This is a genomic window from Mesorhizobium sp. M9A.F.Ca.ET.002.03.1.2, from assembly GCF_003952365.1.
GTDB lineage: Bacteria > Pseudomonadota > Alphaproteobacteria > Rhizobiales > Rhizobiaceae > Mesorhizobium.
The window spans coordinates 1,355,495-1,374,039 of record NZ_CP034443.1; the positions used below are offsets into that span (position 1 = coordinate 1,355,495).

General features: G+C 63.3%; 15 protein-coding genes. 4 read left to right on the forward strand and 11 right to left on the reverse strand.

Features of this window, described 5'->3' with window-relative positions; all coding sequences use genetic code 11:
• Positions 1 to 56: 56 nt before the first annotated feature.
• Positions 57 to 1,091 carry an aspartate-semialdehyde dehydrogenase gene (locus EJ066_RS06825; RefSeq protein WP_126036106.1) on the reverse strand — a complete coding sequence of 345 codons (1,035 nt, stop codon included), beginning with the start codon at positions 1,089 to 1,091 and terminating at the stop codon, positions 57 to 59.
• A gap of 427 nt (positions 1,092 to 1,518) precedes the next feature.
• Here EJ066_RS06825 and EJ066_RS06830 point away from each other — a divergent pair, with 427 nt between their 5' ends.
• Positions 1,519 to 3,375, forward strand: a complete 1,857-nt coding sequence (locus EJ066_RS06830; RefSeq protein ID WP_126036108.1) for a DEAD/DEAH box helicase — start codon at positions 1,519 to 1,521, stop codon at positions 3,373 to 3,375.
• A gap of 28 nt (positions 3,376 to 3,403) precedes the next feature.
• Here EJ066_RS06830 and EJ066_RS06835 read toward each other — a convergent pair whose 3' ends face one another.
• Positions 3,404 to 4,837, reverse strand: a complete 1,434-nt coding sequence (locus EJ066_RS06835; RefSeq protein WP_126036110.1) for a glycosyltransferase — start codon at positions 4,835 to 4,837, stop codon at positions 3,404 to 3,406.
• Between the two features lie 139 nt (positions 4,838 to 4,976).
• Between EJ066_RS06835 and EJ066_RS06840 the strand changes: the two genes are divergently transcribed.
• Entirely contained in the window at positions 4,977 to 5,675 is a 699-nt protein-coding gene (locus EJ066_RS06840; protein ID WP_126043770.1) for a DUF805 domain-containing protein, read from the forward strand.
• Positions 5,676 to 5,695: 20 nt separating this feature from the next.
• On the opposite strand, the gene EJ066_RS06845 is transcribed toward EJ066_RS06840, so the two are convergent.
• From EJ066_RS06845 to EJ066_RS06860, 4 genes are all read right to left on the reverse strand, one after another.
• On the reverse strand, positions 5,696 to 6,052 hold the full coding sequence (locus EJ066_RS06845) for a hypothetical protein (RefSeq protein ID WP_126036111.1): 357 nt from the start codon (positions 6,050 to 6,052) through the stop codon (positions 5,696 to 5,698).
• Positions 6,053 to 6,059: 7 nt separating this feature from the next.
• Positions 6,060 to 7,163, reverse strand: a complete 1,104-nt coding sequence (gene leuB, locus EJ066_RS06850) for a 3-isopropylmalate dehydrogenase (protein ID WP_126036113.1) — start codon at positions 7,161 to 7,163, stop codon at positions 6,060 to 6,062.
• 188 nt (positions 7,164 to 7,351) lie between these two features.
• Positions 7,352 to 7,702 (reverse strand): VOC family protein, encoded by a 351-nt coding sequence (locus EJ066_RS06855; protein WP_126036115.1) that lies wholly within the window; start codon positions 7,700 to 7,702, stop codon positions 7,352 to 7,354.
• 8 nt (positions 7,703 to 7,710) lie between these two features.
• On the reverse strand, positions 7,711 to 8,094 hold the full coding sequence (locus EJ066_RS06860; RefSeq protein ID WP_126036117.1) for a RidA family protein: 384 nt from the start codon (positions 8,092 to 8,094) through the stop codon (positions 7,711 to 7,713).
• Between the two features lie 302 nt (positions 8,095 to 8,396).
• On the opposite strand from EJ066_RS06860, the gene EJ066_RS06865 reads away from it, so the two are divergent.
• Positions 8,397 to 12,905, forward strand: coding sequence for a tetratricopeptide repeat protein (locus EJ066_RS06865; protein WP_126036119.1), 4,509 nt, complete (start codon positions 8,397 to 8,399; stop codon positions 12,903 to 12,905).
• 218 nt (positions 12,906 to 13,123) lie between these two features.
• Here the strand turns inward: EJ066_RS06865 and EJ066_RS06870 are convergent, their stop codons facing one another.
• From EJ066_RS06870 to leuD, 3 genes are all read right to left on the reverse strand, one after another.
• Entirely contained in the window at positions 13,124 to 13,405 is a 282-nt protein-coding gene (locus tag EJ066_RS06870) for a hypothetical protein (protein WP_126036121.1), read from the reverse strand.
• Positions 13,406 to 13,540: 135 nt separating this feature from the next.
• Positions 13,541 to 14,476 (reverse strand): hypothetical protein, encoded by a 936-nt coding sequence (locus EJ066_RS06875; protein ID WP_126036123.1) that lies wholly within the window; start codon positions 14,474 to 14,476, stop codon positions 13,541 to 13,543.
• Positions 14,477 to 14,541: 65 nt separating this feature from the next.
• Positions 14,542 to 15,147 carry a 3-isopropylmalate dehydratase small subunit gene (gene leuD / locus EJ066_RS06880; RefSeq protein WP_126036126.1) on the reverse strand — a complete coding sequence of 202 codons (606 nt, stop codon included), beginning with the start codon at positions 15,145 to 15,147 and terminating at the stop codon, positions 14,542 to 14,544.
• 156 nt (positions 15,148 to 15,303) lie between these two features.
• Between leuD and EJ066_RS06885 the strand changes: the two genes are divergently transcribed.
• The gene (locus tag EJ066_RS06885; protein WP_126036128.1) at positions 15,304 to 15,717 is read left to right on the forward strand and encodes a GNAT family N-acetyltransferase; all 414 of its coding nucleotides are present in this window, start codon (positions 15,304 to 15,306) and stop codon (positions 15,715 to 15,717) included.
• 100 nt (positions 15,718 to 15,817) lie between these two features.
• Here the strand turns inward: EJ066_RS06885 and EJ066_RS06890 are convergent, their stop codons facing one another.
• A complete protein-coding gene (locus EJ066_RS06890; RefSeq protein ID WP_126036129.1) occupies positions 15,818 to 16,984 on the reverse strand; it encodes an FAD-binding oxidoreductase in 1,167 nt (388 codons plus the stop codon).
• A 35-nt stretch (positions 16,985 to 17,019) separates the two neighbouring features.
• Positions 17,020 to 18,516, reverse strand: coding sequence for a HAMP domain-containing sensor histidine kinase (locus EJ066_RS06895; RefSeq protein WP_189644516.1), 1,497 nt, complete (start codon positions 18,514 to 18,516; stop codon positions 17,020 to 17,022).
• Positions 18,517 to 18,545 lie beyond the last annotated feature (29 nt).

Genomic DNA, 18,545 nt, shown 5'->3' on the forward strand with positions numbered 1-18,545 from the left:
GCCAGCCGCGTCAGCAGCGATACGGGCCCGTGAGCGAACAGTACGCTGAGCGAAAACTAAGCCGCCTTCTTCTTCGGCTGGATCAGCCCGCGCTCGATCAGCAGCTCCGCGATCTGGATGGCATTGAGCGCCGCGCCCTTGCGTAGATTGTCGGAGACGATCCACATCGACAGGCCGTTGTCGATGGTCGAATCCTCGCGGATGCGCGAGATGAAGGTGGCGTCCTCGCCGGCCGAGTCCAGCGGCGTGATGTAGCCGCCGTCCTCGCGCTTGTCCAAGACCTGGCAGCCCGGCGCATCGTGCAGGATATCGCGCGCCTCGTCGGCGGTGATCGGCTTTTCGAACTCGATATTGACCGCTTCCGAATGGCCGATGAACACCGGCACGCGCACGCAGGTCGCCGTCAGCTTGATCTTGGGGTCGAGCATCTTCTTGGTCTCGGCGACCATCTTCCACTCTTCCTTGGTGAAGCCGTCGTCGAGGAAGACGTCGATATGCGGGATGACGTTGAAGGCGATGCGCTTGGTGAACTTCTTGACGTCGACCTGATCGGCGACGAACACGGCCCGCGTCTGCGTGAACAGCTCGTCCATGCCTTCCTTGCCGGCGCCGGAGACCGATTGATAGGTGGCGACGACGACACGCTTGATGGTGGCGAAGTCGTGCAGCGGCTTCAGCGCCACGACCAGTTGCGCCGTCGAGCAGTTCGGATTGGCGATGATGTTCTTGCGCGTGAACAGCGAAATCGCGTCCGGGTTCACTTCCGGCACGATCAGCGGCACGTCCTGGTCGTAGCGGAAGGCCGACGAATTATCGATGACGACGCAGCCGTGCTTGCCGATCTTCGGCGACCATTCCTTCGAGACGTTGCCGCCGGCCGACATGATGCAGATGTCGGTGTCGGAAAAATCATATTGGTCGAGCGCCCTGACCTTCAGAGTGCGGTCGCCGAACGACACTTCCGTGCCCTGGCTGCGCCGCGAGGCCAGCGCTACCACCTCGCTCACCGGAAAGCCGCGCTCTTCCAGTATATTGAGCATTTCCCGGCCCACATTGCCCGTGGCCCCGACGATTGCAACTTTGAAACTCATCGAAAAATCTCCTCTTCCCTCTCCGCTCGTTTTGGAGAACCCGCCGGCCGGTGCGGGTCTCGCCCCGGGCCGGACCCGAGGAGAGGGCGAGCAGGCCAAGGGAGATCAGACCATTTTAGTGGTCGTTTTGGCCGTGATTTTGGTCGAACGCAGGAACGCGCGCTTCGCCCGCCCGGGAACCATGCTGCCATGGCCGGGGAAGTCGAATGCATAAAGCGCCATTGGAAGGCCGTGCATCGAAGCTGTCCTGTTCGGTGCCGGCTTTTACGCGCTTTGCGTGAAGAGTCAATCGTGGCGAAGCTTACTCGCGCACCCTGTACAACGACGGCCGCACGAAGTACGAACGGCCAACATTGTTTGGCCGGCGCGGTACGGCCCTGGCGCGTGCTCCAAGACGAGCGCGGACTGCGAATTCCGAAAGAGTGAGATGTCCAACTTCGAACGTATCGTTCCTGCGCTGGCAAAGGCGCTGGAAAAACGCGGCTATGTCGATCTGACGCCGGTGCAGAAGGCGGTTCTGGCCCCCGAGCTCGGCCAGGCCGATGCGCTGGTTTCGGCGCAGACCGGCTCCGGCAAGACCGTCGCCTTCGGCCTTGCCTTGGCACCGACCCTTCTCGATGGCGCGGAGCGCTTTTCTCACGCCGCCGCTCCGCTGGCGCTAGCCGTGGCGCCGACGCGGGAACTGGCCCTGCAGGTGACGCGGGAGCTGGAATGGCTCTACGAACTGGCCGGTGCAACCGTGGCCTCCTGCGTCGGCGGCATGGATATGCGCACCGAGCGGCGCGCGCTGGAGCGCGGCGCCCATATCGTCGTCGGCACGCCCGGGCGCCTGCGCGACCACATCACCCGCAATTCGCTCAACATGTCTGAACTGAAGGCACTCGTGCTCGACGAGGCCGACGAGATGCTCGATCTCGGCTTTCGCGAGGATCTGGAGTTCATCCTCGACGCCGCGCCCGCCGGGCGCCGTACCCTGATGTTCTCCGCCACCGTGCCGCGCTCCATCGCCACGCTGGCCAAGGGCTACCAGCGCGACGCGGTACGCATCTCCGCCGCCGGCGAGGAAAGGCAGCATCTCGACATCGAGTACCGGGCGCTGAGCGTTGCCCAGGTCGACCGGGAAAACGCCATCATCAATGTGCTGCGCTATTACGAGGCCAAGAACGCGCTGGTATTCTGCAACACGCGCGCCGCCGTCAATCACCTGACCGCGCGCTTCAACAACCGCAACTTTTCCGTCGTGGCGCTTTCGGGCGAGCTGAGCCAGAACGAGCGCAGCCACGCGCTGCAGGCGATGCGCGACGGCCGTGCCAAAGTCTGCATCGCCACCGACGTGGCGGCCCGCGGCATCGATTTGCCCAACCTCGAACTGGTGATCCACGCCGACCTGCCGACCAATCCGGAGACGCTTCTGCACCGAAGCGGGCGAACGGGACGGGCGGGACGCAAAGGCGTCAGCGCGCTGATCGTGCCCAACAATGCCCGCAGGCGCACCGAACGGCTGCTGCAAAGCGCCGGCCTTTCGGCGACATGGGCAAGCCCGCCTTCGGCCGACGACGTCCTGCGGCGCGACGATGAGCGTATTCTCGCCGACCCGGTCTTCAGCGAACCTGTGACGGACGATGAGCGCGGCTTCGTCAGCACGCTTCTCGACCAACGTGGCGCCGAACTGGTGGCGGCGGCGTTCGTGCGACTGTGCCGCGCCAGCCGCTCGGCGCCCGAGGATCTTCTCGAGGTCGCACCGTTCACACCGACGGGCGGCAAACCCGCCCGTCGCGACGAGCAGCCGGGCCGCCGCGACGATTTCGGCGACAGCGTCTGGTTCTCGCTGTCGGTGGGGCGCCGGCAGAATGCCGAGCCGCGCTGGCTGATCCCGATGCTGTGCCGTACAGGCGGCATCAGCAAGCGTGAGATCGGCGCCATCAAGATGCAGCCGGAAGAAACCTTCGTGCAGATCGCGGCCGATTGGGCTGATCGATTTCTCCAGGCGATCGGCCCGGACCGCAAGCTGCAGAACAACATCGCGGTGAAGCGGCTGGACGGCACCCCCGACCTGTCGCGGGCCGGCTATCAGGAGCCGCGGCCGGATAAGAAGCCGCATCGTGGCAAGCGGACGTTCGACCAGAACGCGCCCAAGCCGAAATTCCAGAAGCGCGCACTGTCCTCAGGCGACCAGCGTCCCGCCGGGGCATCCGAAGCAAAACCCTGGGCGAAAAAGCCGGGCAAGCCGAAATTCGAAACCGGCGCGCCGAAGCACAGGAAGGCGAATAGACGGCCTTCGTAGCACCTGGACTGTCACCGCAGCCTTGCGGTTAGGGCGCCCGATTTTCGGAGCGGTCGCCCGCCGCGCTGGCCTGCAGGCCGGCCTTGATGGCGGCCCAGCTTGCCGAAGCCGGCGTCGGCCGATGTTGCTCCGCGATACGGTCCACCAGCGAGGAACGCCACGCCTTGTCTTCCGCCATCCTGCGGATGGCGGCGTACCAACCCGCCTGATCATTGGAATCGATCGCCGGCATCAGACCTCCGGTCGCCTCGATCAGGGAAGGCGTTGTCGAGACGATGACCGGAATGTCGAAATCGAGACATTCCGAGGCTCCGTAGCCCCATCCCTCGATATGCGACGGGAAGACGCCGAAGGAAGCGCTGCGATAGTATTGGACGAGTTCCTCATCGCTGACCAGCCCGGTGAACGTGATCGACTGGAGCAGACCTGGGTGGGCCTTGAGATAAGCGCGCAACGGCTCGATCATCCAGCCCCAGCGCCCGGCGCAGACAAGTTTCGGCAGCTTAACGCCTTCTTCGAGTGCCTGCTGCCAGATTCGTGCCAGCATGATGTGATTCTTGCGAACCTCGATGGTCGAGCAATAGAGCACGAACGGCTCGCCAGCCTCGATGCGAGAGGTCGCGCCCATTCGGGAAGCCGTCTCGTGCAAGATGGAGGGCATCGGAAACCGATGCACCACCGGCGGGGCGATGTCGGCCTCACGCATGTGATGGACGAGCGTGGCACCGACCTCATCGGAGGCGCAAATAGCTGGCGCACCGGAGCGTACGAGCTGCTCGAGATAGGACCCGTAGCGGCCCTCGCCGGCGTCCACACCGAGGAGGTCGGGACGCAATACCGGGATGAGATCGTGGCAGAGGAAGGCGAGCGAACCGGCGACTCCCGAGACTGCGAGCCGATCTTCCTGCGTGAGGATGCGCTGGCTGATCAACACAAGGCTCCGTTCAGCCTCAGCAGCTTGGCTCGGAACAGCCTGGCGCAAGCCCAACCAAGCCCGTACCCGCTGGGACAGACGATAGGCGCGGATCAGCAGCCTGACCGCATGAAAATTGAGCCCGCCTCTGCCGTTGGTCACGGTCCTGGCAAGGTGGCGGTCGGCGTCGCGCTTGCCCCACGGATGTTGCCTCACCGCCTCGAAAGCCTGAGCCAGCGCCGTGCTTCTTCCCGGCCATCGCTTGGCGCGATGAGGTGGTACTTCACCCACCGCGACATGCTTCTGTTCAAACGGAGCAAGGGGGCGAAACCGGCCGGATCTGAACGCCACCACCTCCACGCAAGGATCGGGATCCGCCAACGCCGCGTTGACGAGAAAGCTTTCTACCCGCGGGACGCCCGCCAGCCCCTTGCCGGGTGGCCAGAACATAAGGCCGGTGGCGTCGATAGCCAGTGTCGGCGGGGCAGTGTCGGGGGGCCTTGTGACCTCACCATCCTCGGTCCCGGCATCAGATCGCTCGATTGTCATTGTCTGCTTCCGGCGAAGGCGGTGGCTCCTTATGCCTTATCCTTCATTTGCTTCGAAGACGGTAGCCAGTTGCGCGATCTTGCCCACGGGTTCGCCCCTGTGCCACACCTTGGCCGGGACGTGGCGAGAGGGGTGGCGGATGCAAGGCGAAGTTCTTCACTACGACGAGGACCAGGGTTTTGGTTTCATCGCCGGAGCCGACGGCAACCGCTACACGTTCGCGCGCGAAAATCTGCGCCGAGAGGCGTCGATGGCCAGGGGCACGGCCGTCGAGTTCCAACCGGCTGGCGGACGGGCCCGCGACGTTTTTCCGATCCGCGCCCAGACCGCCAGTTCGCCCGCCGCAACCGCCGCCCCTTCTCACACCGTCAATGCGCCCGGGGCACGTCAGCAGCAACATTTCGGCCGATCCGCAGAAAGCAGTCCCACCGCGGCTACCGGGTTGTGGGATTATTTTTGGCGAGCCCTGATCGAAAACTACTTCAACTTCGCTGGCCGGGCTCGCCGCAAGGAATATTGGGGCTATTGCCTGTTCTGGACGGTCGCGCTGATCGCGGTCGTCGGCATCGGCCTCTTCATCGACGACGCCATGGGCAATTTTGACGAGTTGCCGGCAGTGACGGTCGGCCTTTGCGGCACGTTTGTGCTGGCGACAATCCCGCCATGGATCGGACTGAACGTACGTCGCCTGCACGACATCGGCTTGACCGGCTGGCTTTTTCTGGTGGTGTTCATCCCGACCATCGGCTGGCTGATCATCCTGGTCTTCGCGCTGGTCCCGACGCAGGCCCGTGAAAACCAGTGGGGTCCGGTGCCGGCGGGGGTCAAGACCGCTTAATCCCACCTGAGTTGGTTCTGCTAGAGCTGATTGTGTTCGCTCAAAGCGATGCGTTCGATGATCTTGAAGCCCTTCGCGGAATGACCGCGAAGCGTCTTCTTGTGGGTTTGGATCATTTCGGTCCCGACAATATCGAATGTTGACTCCTCATAGGCGATTTCGCAGTCGACCACCCTATCCGGCCAAAGCCAGATCGAGAGACACAACTCGCCTTGATCAGGAATGGTCTGTAGCAGATAGAGATCGCTCTTTTCGACCTGATATCGTTCGCAGATGAACTGTAGCAATGGCGCGAGGTGTTGATCGGCGCGAAAGCCAGCCTGGCGTTCGTGTTCGCCAAGAATATCCCTTTCAATGGCGCGCTGCACCTCACCCATACATCTGTCACCCCAGGAACTTGGCGATGATCGCGTCGCCCATCTGGACGGTGCCAACCTCGGTCATGCCTTCGGACATGATGTCCTTGGTCCGCAGCCCATCGTCGAGCACGGCGGCAATCGCGCCTTCAAGCTTGTCGGCTTCCGCCACCATTCCGAAGGAATAGCGCAGGCACATGGCGAAGGAGGCGATCATGGCGATCGGGTTGGCGATGCCTTTGCCTGATATGTCGGGCGCCGAGCCATGCACCGGCTCGTAGAGCGCCTTGCGCTTCTTGGTCTTGACATCAGGCGCGCCGAGCGAGGCAGAAGGCAGCATGCCGATCGAGCCGGTCAGCATGGCGGCGATGTCGGACAGCATGTCGCCGAACAGATTGTCGGTGACGATGACGTCGAACTGCTTGGGCCAGCGCACCAGCTGCATGCCGCCGGCATCGGCCAGCATATGGTCGAGCTTGACGTCGGCATATCTGGCCTTGTGGGTCTGGGTGACGACCTCGTTCCACAACACGCCGGACTTCATGACGTTGCGCTTTTCCATCGAGGTCACATGGTTGCGACGGGTCCGCGCGAGCTCGAAGGCGACGCCCGAAATGCGCTCGATCTCGAACGTGTCGTAGACCTGGGTGTCGATGCCGCGCTTCTGGCCATTGCCGAGATCGATGATCTGCTTCGGCTCGCCGAAATAGACGCCGCCGGTGAGCTCGCGCACGATCAGAATGTCGAGCCCCTCGACCACCTCCTGCTTGAGCGAGGAGGAGGCCGCCAGCGCCGGATAGCAAATGGCGGGTCTGAGATTGGCGAACAGCTCCATGTCCTTGCGCAGCCGCAGCAGCCCGGCTTCCGGGCGCACCTCGTAAGGCACTGCATCCCATTTCGGCCCGCCGACGGCGCCGAACAGCACCGCGTCGGCGGCCATCGCCTTGGCCATGTCGGCATCGGAAATCGCCGCGCCATGCGCGTCATAGGCGCATCCGCCGACCAGACCCTCGTCGGTGACGAAGCCACTGCCGAGCTTGTCGTTCATGGCTGATATCAGCTTCTTCACTTCAGCCATGGCCTCGGGACCGATGCCATCGCCGGCAAGCAGGAGAAGATTTTTCGAAGCCATCAGAGCCGTCCCAATGCTGTTTGGAGAAACCGCGGCCTTGCTAAACGGCAAGCGGGCTGTGCGCAAGAGGATGAAGAACGCTGCGACGCCCTTCTGACCTGCCGGCCTTGCGGGACTTGGAGTTCCTCGCCCCCGCCAGAGGCGGGGGCGAGGAACCCAAGCTGGAATAACGTCCCGTGAGAAGCCGCCTACCGATGCGAGAGAATGTTGACCAGCCTGCCCAGGGGATCGCGCACATAGAAGCGCCGCACGCCCCAGGGCTCGTCGGCCGGGCCATATTCGATGGCGAAGCCGGCGGTCTTCATGGCGTCGAGTGCGGCATCGACATCGTCGACCTCGATCGACAGGTCCGGCACCGGCGTTCCGGAGCCACCCTGGGCCATGAAGCTGACCTGCACCGTCATCGTCTCTTGCGAGCCATAGGTGGCGATCCAGCCAAGATCCATCTTGAGATCGAGGCCGAGCACATCCTGGTAGAAGCGCTTAGCCGCCGCGACGTCCTGCGTTTCGATGTTGGCTACGATGCGCTTTACTTCCACGACCGTGCTCAGGCCGTCCGCCGCAGCGCCGTGACTTCGATCTCGATCTTCATCTCCGGTCTGTTGAGCTGGCAGACGATCATCGTCGCCGCCGGCCTGATCTCGCCGAAGGCCTCGCCGAGGATCGGAAAGACGATATCCACGAAAGACCGATCGGTGATGTAGTAATGCGCCCGCACCACATCGGCCATCTCGAAGCCGCCATCTCCGAGTGCCTTGGCGATCGTCGCCAGGCAATTGCGCGTCTGCGCCTCGACCGTCTCCGGCATGGTCATGGTGGCATAGTTGTAGCCGGTCGTTCCGGAGACGAAGCACCAGTCGCCCTGCACCACCGCGCGCGAATAGCCGGCGGTCTTTTCGAAGGGCGAACCGGTGGAGATGAGTGTGCGCATGGGTTCCTCGCGGTGGTTGCGACTATTTTGCAGGGAAGACGCCGATCCCGCCATAGGCCAAAACAGATGGATAGGCGGTGCAATCTCTCATGTCGGCGGACGGCCCCTCTGCCGGGCGTTCGCCGTTCGGAAAGCCAGGCAATTGACTTCCCCTGCGCCACGCGGACCATTCCTTAGCCCGCAAGGGGAGGGCGGCAATTTCGAGGGCCACTGCAATTTCTGCTTGCATTAAGGAACAAAAACAGAACTATATAAGTATCCGCGAGGGTAGTCGCAGTAACTCCGGGGGGAGGATCAGAACCATGTCATGCCACACCGACGCGCTGGCGCGCGCATTTGTTGCGGGGCTTTTGCGCGTGCCGCTGTTGGCGCTGGTCCTCGCGGGGATTGTCGTGCCTGGCGGAATGAGCAGTTCGGCGCACGCCGCCGGCAAGGACTATGCTGCCTGTTTCAGCGACGGCAAGGTGGGCGCCGACGAGCAGATCGCCGCTTGCACCGCTATTGCCGAGGACAAAAACGAGATCCCCGATTTGCGCGTGAACGCCTATTTCGTGCGCGGCCTGGCCTACACCCAGAAGAACGATATCGATCATGTCATCGCCGATATGACCGAGGTGGTCGCGCTCGATCCGACTTACACGCGCGCTTTTACCAATCGCGCCATTGCCTGGCAGAGCAAAGGCGACTTCGATCAGGCCGTTGCCGACTATACGCGCGCGATCGCGCTCACGCCGGACGATGCCAGCCTCTATGTCGATCGCGCCAGGGCACTCGGCAAGAACGGCGAGCACGATCGCGCCATTGCCGATTGCGACAGGGCGATCGACATCGACCCCGCCAACGAAATGGCCTATGGCGTGCGCGGCATTGCCTGGGAAGACATGGGCGACGCGGCGCGAGCCCAGGCCGATTACGACAAGGCACAGAGTGTGCGAACGGACCCTGTCACACCTTACCATGACCGCGCCCTGTCATGGATCGCCAGGGGCGAGCGCAAGCGCGCCGAAGCCGACTGCGAACATATTGCCGGGGTCGACGTAGACAAGGGGCGCGATTGCGCGCGTCTGATTGTCGAGGTTTTGGGTAAACCGAACGGCGACATCCGCGGTGGCGGCTCAAGCGCCGCTTCCGCCCAAAATGCGGGCGGAGTGGAATGGCAGGATAAGGGTGACCATACCCGCGCCATTGCCGCGTTCGACGAGGCGATCCGGCTTGACCCGGCAAATTCCACTTTCTACTTCAACCGCGCCAAGAGCTGGGGCTTAAAGAAAGACTATGCGCGCGCTCTTGCCGATCTGGATGAAGTCGTCCGCCTCGACCCGGCCGACGCCCAGGCTTACCGAGTACGCGGCATGACGATGGCCCGGATCGGCAATTCAAAGGAGGCGTTTGCCGATCTCGACAAAGCCATCTCTTTGAAGCCGACCGATCCAAAGTCGTATTTTATCCGGGCCCTTGTCTGGAAGGCGAGCGATCCGGACAAGGCAATCGCCGATCTGGACCAGGCCATCGCGCTCGATCCAACCAACGCGAAGTACCGCAGGGAAAGGCTAAGCGTGCAACTCGACAAGCGCGGGGTAAGTCCGAAAACCGCGCAAGCAACCGACCCCGCGGCCAGCCATACTTATGGTGCAGGCGGAGCCGCCGACGCGCCGGCCGCGCCACAAGCGGCCAAGCCAGCCTCACCTCCCGCATACGAGCCGCTGCAACTCTACCCCAAGAAGGCGGATCATTCCGAACTCGTTGCCTGGAATCTGAAACGAGGGTTGGAGCAACAGGTCCAGGGGGATGTCGGCGGCGCAATCGATAGCTTCAGCTTTGCGATCCAGCTCGACCCCTACAACGCCGAAGCATTTTACAATCGGGCGCTTGCCGAAGCGTCGCAAGGCAACGACGCCCTTGCCGCCACCGACTGCAGGCGCGCCGTCGACCTCGACCCGAAGCGGGCGGGCTCCTGCAACGAACGCAGGCCGGACGAACCAGCCCAGTCGGCCGTCGGGAAGACAAGGGACCCGGCGGCTGCAAAGGTCCTGATCGAGCGCGCCGAGGCGCGACTTGCAGAATATAGCGACGGCGGCGCGCTTCTCGATCTGGCAAAGGCCATCAGCCTCGACCCGGACAATGCCGACGCCTATCTCGTCCGCAGCCGCGCGAGGGCGTTGAACGGCGACGAGGCCGGGGCCGCAGCGGATTGCCGGCGCGCCACCGAACTCGATCCGAAGCGGGCGGGAGCCTGCGGCGAACAGGTTGCCGGCGGTGAGCGCGGACTGCCCCCGCAGCCGGACAGGCAACAGGCGAAGTCACAAGCGCCCACTCCAGATATCATGGCCACGGACGACACGCTGGCGGCAAAGGCCTTGGAGGCGAAGGACCTGCGCGCGCTGGAAGCGGTGCTTGGCGGTGATGCCTTCCTGGACATGGGAAAATATGACGAGGCGATCGGCGCATATGATCAGGTGATCGCGCTCGATCCCAACAACCGCTTCGGCTATTTCGGCCGCGGCAGGGCCTGGACCGCCAAACGCGACTACGGCAGAGGGATCGCCGATTACGACAAGGCCATCCAGCTCGCTCCCAATTTCGCCGAAGCCTATTTTCGCCGCGGTCTCGCCAAGGTGACTTCCGGCGACGCCGATGGCGCTCTCGCCGATTGCGACCGGGCCGCAACGCTCGAACCGAAGGTGCGCGACGCTCACTATTGCCGGGGCGTGGCGTGGCACGCCAAGGGCGACGCAGGGCGCGCAATCGCCGCCTATTCGGTAGCAATCGGGATCGATGCGAAGGATGACGCCAGCTATTACGCGCGCGGCATGGCGCGGGCCGACCAGAAGGACTATGACGGCGCCATCGCCGACTTCGATGCGGCGATCAAACTTGACCCCGGCAATGCCGACTATTCAGTCGGTCGCAGGGCAGCAGTGGCGGCAAGAAGCGAAGGCGGCGCGGCGGCCGCCGCGACCGGCACCGAAGCCGCGACTGCACCGGACGCGGGCGACAACACCCAACCGGATGGCAAGTTCTCCGGCTCAAAGTTGGCGGAGCTGATTCAGGCGACCGATCCGCAGGTTCTGATCGCGTTATATCGCGGCGACTACCTGGCGAAAGCAGGCAGATACGACGAAGCCATCGCTGCTTATGAACAGGCAATCGCGCTCGACCCCCATAGCCCCCTCGCATATTTCGGCCGTGGCAAAGCCTGGGACGCCAAACATGCCTATGACCGCGCCATTGCCGACTACGACCGGGTCATCGAGCTCATCCCGGATCTGGTGTCGGCGCAAATCCGACGTGGCCTGGCCAAGGTTGCGGCCGGCGATGCCGAAGGCGCCCTTGCCGATTGCGGCCGGGCCAGCGCGCTCGACCCGAAAGCGCGCGATGCATTTTTTTGCAAGGGCTCGGCCTTGCTTGCCAAGGGCGACACCAAGCGCGCGGCCGAGGCCTATTCGGCGGCGATCGAGATCGACCCGAACGATGCTGCCAGCTATTATGGGCGCGGCATGGCGCGGGCCGACAGCAAGGACTATGCGAACGCCATTGCCGACTTCGATCAGGCCATAAGGCTCAACCCGAACAACCCGGATGTTACGGTCGCCCGCAAGGCGACGGTGGCTGCGCTGGCAAAAGGTGGTGGCGCGCGGGACGCCGTCGGCTCGGACCCGAAAAACCTCAAGGCTTTCATCGATCGCGGCGATGCCTTCTACAAAAAAGGCAGATATGATCGCGCCATTGCCGAATACAGCCGCGCGATCGCGCTCGATCCGAGAAAGGCCGCAGCCTATGTCGGGCGGGGCATGTCGCTTGTCGAAAAGGGTGAATACGACGCTGCCATCGACGACTACGGCAAGGTCATCGAACTCTATCCCGCCCATCTGGACGCCTATATCGGTCGCGGTGTCGCGTGGATCAAGAAGAAGGAACCGGATCGCGCCATCGCCGACTTCAGTCGCGCGATCGAACTCGACGGCAGCTACGCGCCCGTCTATTTCGGGCGTGCCGGCGCCTGGCTCGCCAAGGGCGACTACGATCAAGCCATCGCCGATTACGATCGGGCGCTGAAGCTCGATCCAAAGCTGGCTCCTGCCCGCAAAGGCCGCAAGCTGGCAGTGGCGGAAAAAAAGAAGGCGAGCGCCTCAAGGATGTCGGGCAAGTTGGCCGGTCAGGCTGGCGACGGGACGACCAAGCCGAGCAGCGCTTCACCAGCCGCGCTGGCGTTCAGCAAGGGCTGGGCGCTGCATGAGAGGGACGACTATGACGGCGCCATAGCCCTTTACGACAAGGCGATTGCGCTCTTTCCGCAATTCCACGACGCCTATCTGGCTCGCGCCTTGGCCTGGGAGGCCAAAGGCGATTACGCTCATGCCGTGGCTGATTACAGCCAGGCAATCGCGCTCAACCCGAATTTTGCCGATACCTACTATGACCGCGGCCAGACCCGCGGTTTCCAGGGAGATTACGACGGGGCGCTTGCGGATTACGAGAAGGCCATCACTCTCAATACCAAGGACGCAAGGGTCTACGCCGATCGGGGTCTCATATGGATGGGCAGACATGAGGACGCCGCAGCACTGCGCGATTTCGAAACGGCGCTCAGCCTCGATCGCAAAAGCCATTTTGCCTTTCTGGGTCGAGGCGTGATCCGCACCAGCAGGGCGGACTATAACGGAGCCATCGACGATTTGAGCCAAGCGATAGCACTCAAACCTGATTTCGCCACAGCTTACAAAGCCCGAAGCCAAGCTTGGGAAGCCAAGGGCAACTACAAGCGTGCCGAGGCCGACCGCAAGAAAGCGCTTAGCCTCGGAGCGAACTAAAGCTGTCCGGCTGGGATTGCGAACAGTTCCGGCCGGCCTGCCCAATGGCATGCTCCGAGCGGGGAACGCCGCTAGGCTAAGACTAGTTCGCCGTTCCCTGCGCCTTGTCCATCACCTCCTTGACATCGGCAGGCCAGGTCTTCACCAGCGGCCAGGTATTCGGCTCGCCATTGTCGCCGCGATGGCTCCGGGTGCCTCGTGGTCGTTGGACCAAAACATTATCTTGGCACGTCAAGAAGCCTCAATCTTTGAACAGCTTCGTCGATCGCAGCAAGAAAAACGTTTAGATCAATGCTGATTTCAGGTATGTTATCAGTATCGAGGAATTTATTCTCGCCGTCCGAAATGAAAGAAAATACAGAGATATCAATTTTCTCGAATGACTTTTCCTGGCTGAGTATCAGCCCGACGTCCTTTGACGTGAATTTCACTTCGGCTACGAGATTTTCGTAGGAATTATCCGATATGACCGCAACCTCAAACGGCTTTCCCTTTTTCATTTTTTCTCCACCGCTTCGACATGTAGAATTCTAGTCCGCCGCGTTCTTCGGCCGATGTTACGGCATGGATCCTCGGGTCAAGCTGGTCAAGCTCGAGGATGACGAAGCCGCGATGGTCGCCACCGTGCCGAGATCCTAATTCGCCGTCCCCTGCGCCTTGTCCATCGCCTCCTTGACATCGGTAGGCCAGGTCTTCACCGGCGGCCAGGTATTCGGCTCGCCATTGTCGCCGCGCCGGGCGAAATAGAGTTTGTGGCTGGCCGGGTCGACCGCCATGAACCCATCATTGCCACCGCAATCATGCGGCACGCAGCCGCTGGCATAGAAGGCGCCCGACGCGGTCTTTTCCGTGCCGCCGCCGACCAGCAGGCTGGTCGCCATGTCGGGCATGTCCTTGCCGAGCAGCGTTTCGGCTTGCCAGTAGACAGCCTCGTTGTGGAAGGCATCGATGATATTGTCGTATTTCGAGGGATCGACGTCCTTCCAGTCCGTACCCGGCTCCGGCATGTAGGTGAGACTGCCCGAGGTCGACAACCCGCCCGTCGGCGACCACTGCAGCGCCGGCTTTGAAGCTCCCGGCAGCAGATAGGGCACGAAGTAGATGGCCGCGTCGGATACCGCAGCAGGCGGCGCGCCGCATTCGTCCTGCTCGACCGTGGTGCTCTGGATCGTGCCGCCTTCCGGCTTCCACACGATCACCTTGGCCGGGCCGCATTGGTTGCCGCCGTCGCCGACATCGACCAGCGCCACTTTGACGCCGCCGACCTCGACTATTCTGTCGAAGAAGACATCATAGTTGCTTGCCAGCTGCTTGCCGTCGAAGGCGAGTACCCTTTCGCCGTCCTCTTCCTGCTGCGTAATGGTGAGCTGGCCGCCTTCGAACGGGATCGGCGCCTGTTTGTCATCCTCGGCCAGCGCCGCGTTGCTCGTGCTTGACGCGCCCTGGTCAGTGGCGCCGCCGGACGCATCGTCAGCCGGCACGAGCACCGTATCGGTCTGCGCATGCGCGCCCGCCATCGGCAGAAGGATCACAGCCGAAGCGCAGGCGCTGGCCAGAAGCAAACGTGTCATGACTGTCCCTCCATTCAGCCGCCACGAACCCGGCCGCTCGCGGCCGGGCTTATCTGTTCAGAGCTTCAGGCCCAGGGACGCGATTGCGCGTTCCGCTCCTCAAACGAGGCGATGGCTCCGGCCTTCTCCATGGTCAGCCCGATATCGTCGAGCCCGTTGAGCAGGCAGTGCCGCTTGAAGTCGTCGAGGTCGAACGTGACCACGCCGCCGTCCGGTCCCCGGATTTCCTTGGCCTCGAGGTCGACCGTCAGCGTCGCGTTGGAGCCGCGCGAGGCGTCGTCCATCAGCTTCTCCAGATCCTCGGGGCTGACAGTGATCGGCAGGATGCCGTTCTTGAAGCAGTTGTTGTAGAAAATGTCGGCGAACGACGTCGAGATGACGCAGCGTATGCCGAAATCGAGCAGCGCCCATGGCGCGTGTTCGCGCGAGGAGCCGCAGCCGAAATTGTCGCCGGCCACCAGGATCTGCGCCTTGCGATAGGCCGGCTTGTTGAGCACGAAGTCCGGGTTTTCCGAGCCGTCATCCTTGTAGCGCATTTCGGCGAACAGCCCGCTGCCGAGCCCGGTGCGCTTGATCGTCTTGAGATAGTCCTTGGGGATGATCATGTCGGTGTCGACATTGACGATCGGCATCGGCGCGGCGACGCCGGTGAGCTTGGTGAATTTTTCCATGGTCCTTGCCCGTCTTCTTCTTGCTGCGGGGGATGTGTTGGCGCCCGGTTTACACAAAGCTGCGGGCAAATAAAAGGCGGCTGTTTTGGTCCATGGCACACGAGATCGGCATAGAGCGGCTTCAAAACCGGCGGCCTATGGTGCACCTTGGCCGGGATGAAAACACGATCCAAAATCCTCTACGCTGGCGAACCGGCCCTCGACGCAGCCGAGTTCCGCCGCGTGCTGGTGGAATCCGGCCTCGGCGCCAACCGCCCCATCGATGACGAGGCCCGTTTTGCCCGTGCCGATCTGGTATTGACCGCGCGCCTCGATGCGCCCGACAAGCCGCTGGTCGGTGTCGCGCGCGGCATCACCGACTTTTCGTGGGTCTGCTACATTTCCGAACTCGCCGTTTCCCAATCGGCGCAAGGGCTCGGCATCGGCAAGGGCCTGCTCGACGAAGCCCGCCGACAACTAGGACCGTCCGTCGCCATCGCTCTTATTTCTATGCCCGACGCCGTCGGCTTCTACGAACGGATCGGCATGGCGCGCATGGCCGACGCGTTCTGGTTCGGCCGCGAGCGCTGACGGCTGCCCAGGCCTTTGTACCGCAGCATCGACTGTCGCGATCCTTCGTGCCCCCACTGTCCCGCCGGCACCAAATAGGACCGTCGCGGCGCCGTTGCTGTTAGATCACATTCAATTCCCTGAACGCCCGCCCTTCAGCGACACGGCTGTACCCAAACGCCGAGCAGTCCACCGTGCGGTAGCCGCCATGCACCACAAGCTCGGCCAGCGCCTTGCCGACAGCCGGCGCCTGCTGCAGGCCGTGTCCGGAAAAACCATTGGCGAAGAGGAAATTCTGCATCTGCGGATGCGGACCGATCACTGCGTTCTGGTCGAGCGTGTTGTAGTCGTAATGGCCGGCCCAGGCGCGTGTCGGCTTGATCGCCTCGAAGGCGGGAATGCGAGTCGCCAGCGCCGGCCAGATCACCTCTTCGAACAGCGGCCAGTCGGGCTCGAAATCGCCGGGATCGGCGGGGCCGTCGCCCTCTTCCGGCTCGGCGCCGCCGGTGATGTAGACCGAGCCCTCCGGTCGGACATAGATGCCTGAGGGATCGACCAGCAGCGGCATGTCGGCATATTTCTCGTGCGCCTCGAAGATGAAGACGTTGCGCTTGCGCGGTTCCACCGGCAGCACCAGTCCGGCCATGGCGGAAACCTTGCCGGCATTCGGCCCGGCGGCGTTGACGACGATGCCGGCCTCGAGCCGCTCGCCATTGTCGAGGCTGACACTAGTGACACGGTCGCCCTGCCGCTCGATACCGGTCACCGCTGCGGTGACGAAATCGATGTTTTTGCCCCGCAACGCCTTGCGAAACAGCATCAGCATCGCATGCGCGTCGAACCAGCCCTCGCCGCTGCGGCCATAGGCGCCGGCGGTGATGCCCTCGGCCGACAGCCACGGAAACCGGCGGACGAGCGCCTCCGCGTCCTCAAGCACGATGTCGGCGCCCTCGGCCATCTGCGCCTCGTGGTTGGCCTTGAGGATCGGCAGCCCGTTCTCGCCGGCCAGGATGAGATAGCCGCCTTCGCGAAAGCCGATATCGGCGTCGGCCCCGAATTCTTCCGTAAGCCGCCGGAACAATTTCAGCGTGAACTGCGACAGGCGGATGTTCTCGGGGATCGAGAATTGCTGGCGGATCGAAGCGCAGGACAGCGTCGTCGCCGCATGGGCGAATTGCGGATCGCGCTCGACCAGTGCAATTGAGCCGGAAAATCCTTCCTCGCGCAGATAATAGGCGATCGAGGAGCCGACGATGGCTCCGCCGATGATGACGATGTCGTAACGCACTTTTGTCGCCCTTCCGTTCGAACCGCCCGTGTCGATCACGCAGCCGGCAGGATGATCTCGAAGCGCGTGCCGCTGTCGGAGTCAACCAGCCTGATCGTGCCATCGTGCGCTTTCAGGAGGGCCAGCACGATGCCGAGACCCATGCCGGTGCCGCCTGAATCGCGGCGCGTGGTGAAAAACGGCTCGAAAATTCGCGCCCGGTTGCTGGGCGAAATACCGGCGCCGTTGTCGCTCATCAGGATCGACGCCTTTCCGTCGGCGCTCGCCGTCGTGATCGAAACGAGCGTCGCACCATGTCTAGCCGAATTGTCGATGAGATTGGCCAGCACGATGGCCGCATTCTCGGCCGACATGCGCAGACTGACATCGCCGCCCGCCTCGACGCGAACCGCCAGCCTGTCGTCGGCCGGAAGCAGCGCCAGCGCGGCGCCAAACGACGTGCTTTCGCCGCTGGGCGCGAGATTTTCGGCGCGCGCCAGGTCGAGCAGACGGCGAACCAGCAAATTGAGCCGCCCTGCGTCGGTGACGATATTGTTGGAAAACCGCCGCCGCTCGGCCTCGTCCATTCCGCTGCCCGAATCGCGCAGCAGTTCGGCCGCCCCCTGGATCGCCGTCAGCGGAGATTTGAGCTCGTGCGAGACATGGGTGGCGAAGGTCTGGATACTGTCCGATCGCGCATGCAGCTTTTCGGCCATGTCGAGAAAAGCGTTGGAAAGTGCGGCCATCTCGCGCGTGCCATGATGGTCGAGCGGCCTGATGGCTTCGCGGTCACCCGCGGCGATGCGTTTCGTGCGTTCCATCAGCGCGTAGATCGGCCGGCTGACGGTGCGCAGGAAGACAAGGGCGATAAGCAACGTGCCGCCGAGGATGGCGATCGCCGCCAGCACCACCTTGCCGCGCTCGCCGTAGAGATGCTTGACGATGTTGTTCGGCGTCCGCGACAGATAGACCACACCGGCGACCTTGCTGTCGACGGCAACCGGCATGGCGACGAAGACGCGAACTTTCGTGCCGCGGCTGACCGAATAGAGCGGCGGCGGCGGCTCGTCCGAGATCCTCAGCCTGAGCGCGCTGGCAAAGCGGCCGGCCAATGCCTCGCGAACTTCGCCGACGGCGCCGAGCGACAGCCCGACCTCTTCGCGCCCGGCGATGACGACGCCCCTGGGGTCGAGCAGCCGGAAGCCGGCAAGCGTGGTCTTCTGGGTGTCGGCGAGGATGCCCGACAGCCGCGCGCCGATCGCCGCGAAGGCAGGATCGATGGCGGCGGCCGCCGCCGCAGGCCGGGTCGGAAGAACGGTGTCGGAGGCGAGATCGAGGCTTGGCTCGATCGGCCGGTAGGGAGAGTCCGGATTGTCCCTGTCGGCAGGCACGGGCACGCCAAGCTTTTCGGTAGCGATGCCGGCGTCGCGGACCTCTTGTGAGTAGATGGCGGCAAGGGCCGCACCTTGCGCGATCAGTTCGGCCTCGGTCTGGCGGATCAGCTGGTTCTCATAGAGCCTAAAGAAGAACAGGCCGACCAGCGGCAGCGCCATCACCATGATCAGGATGGCAACAACGATTG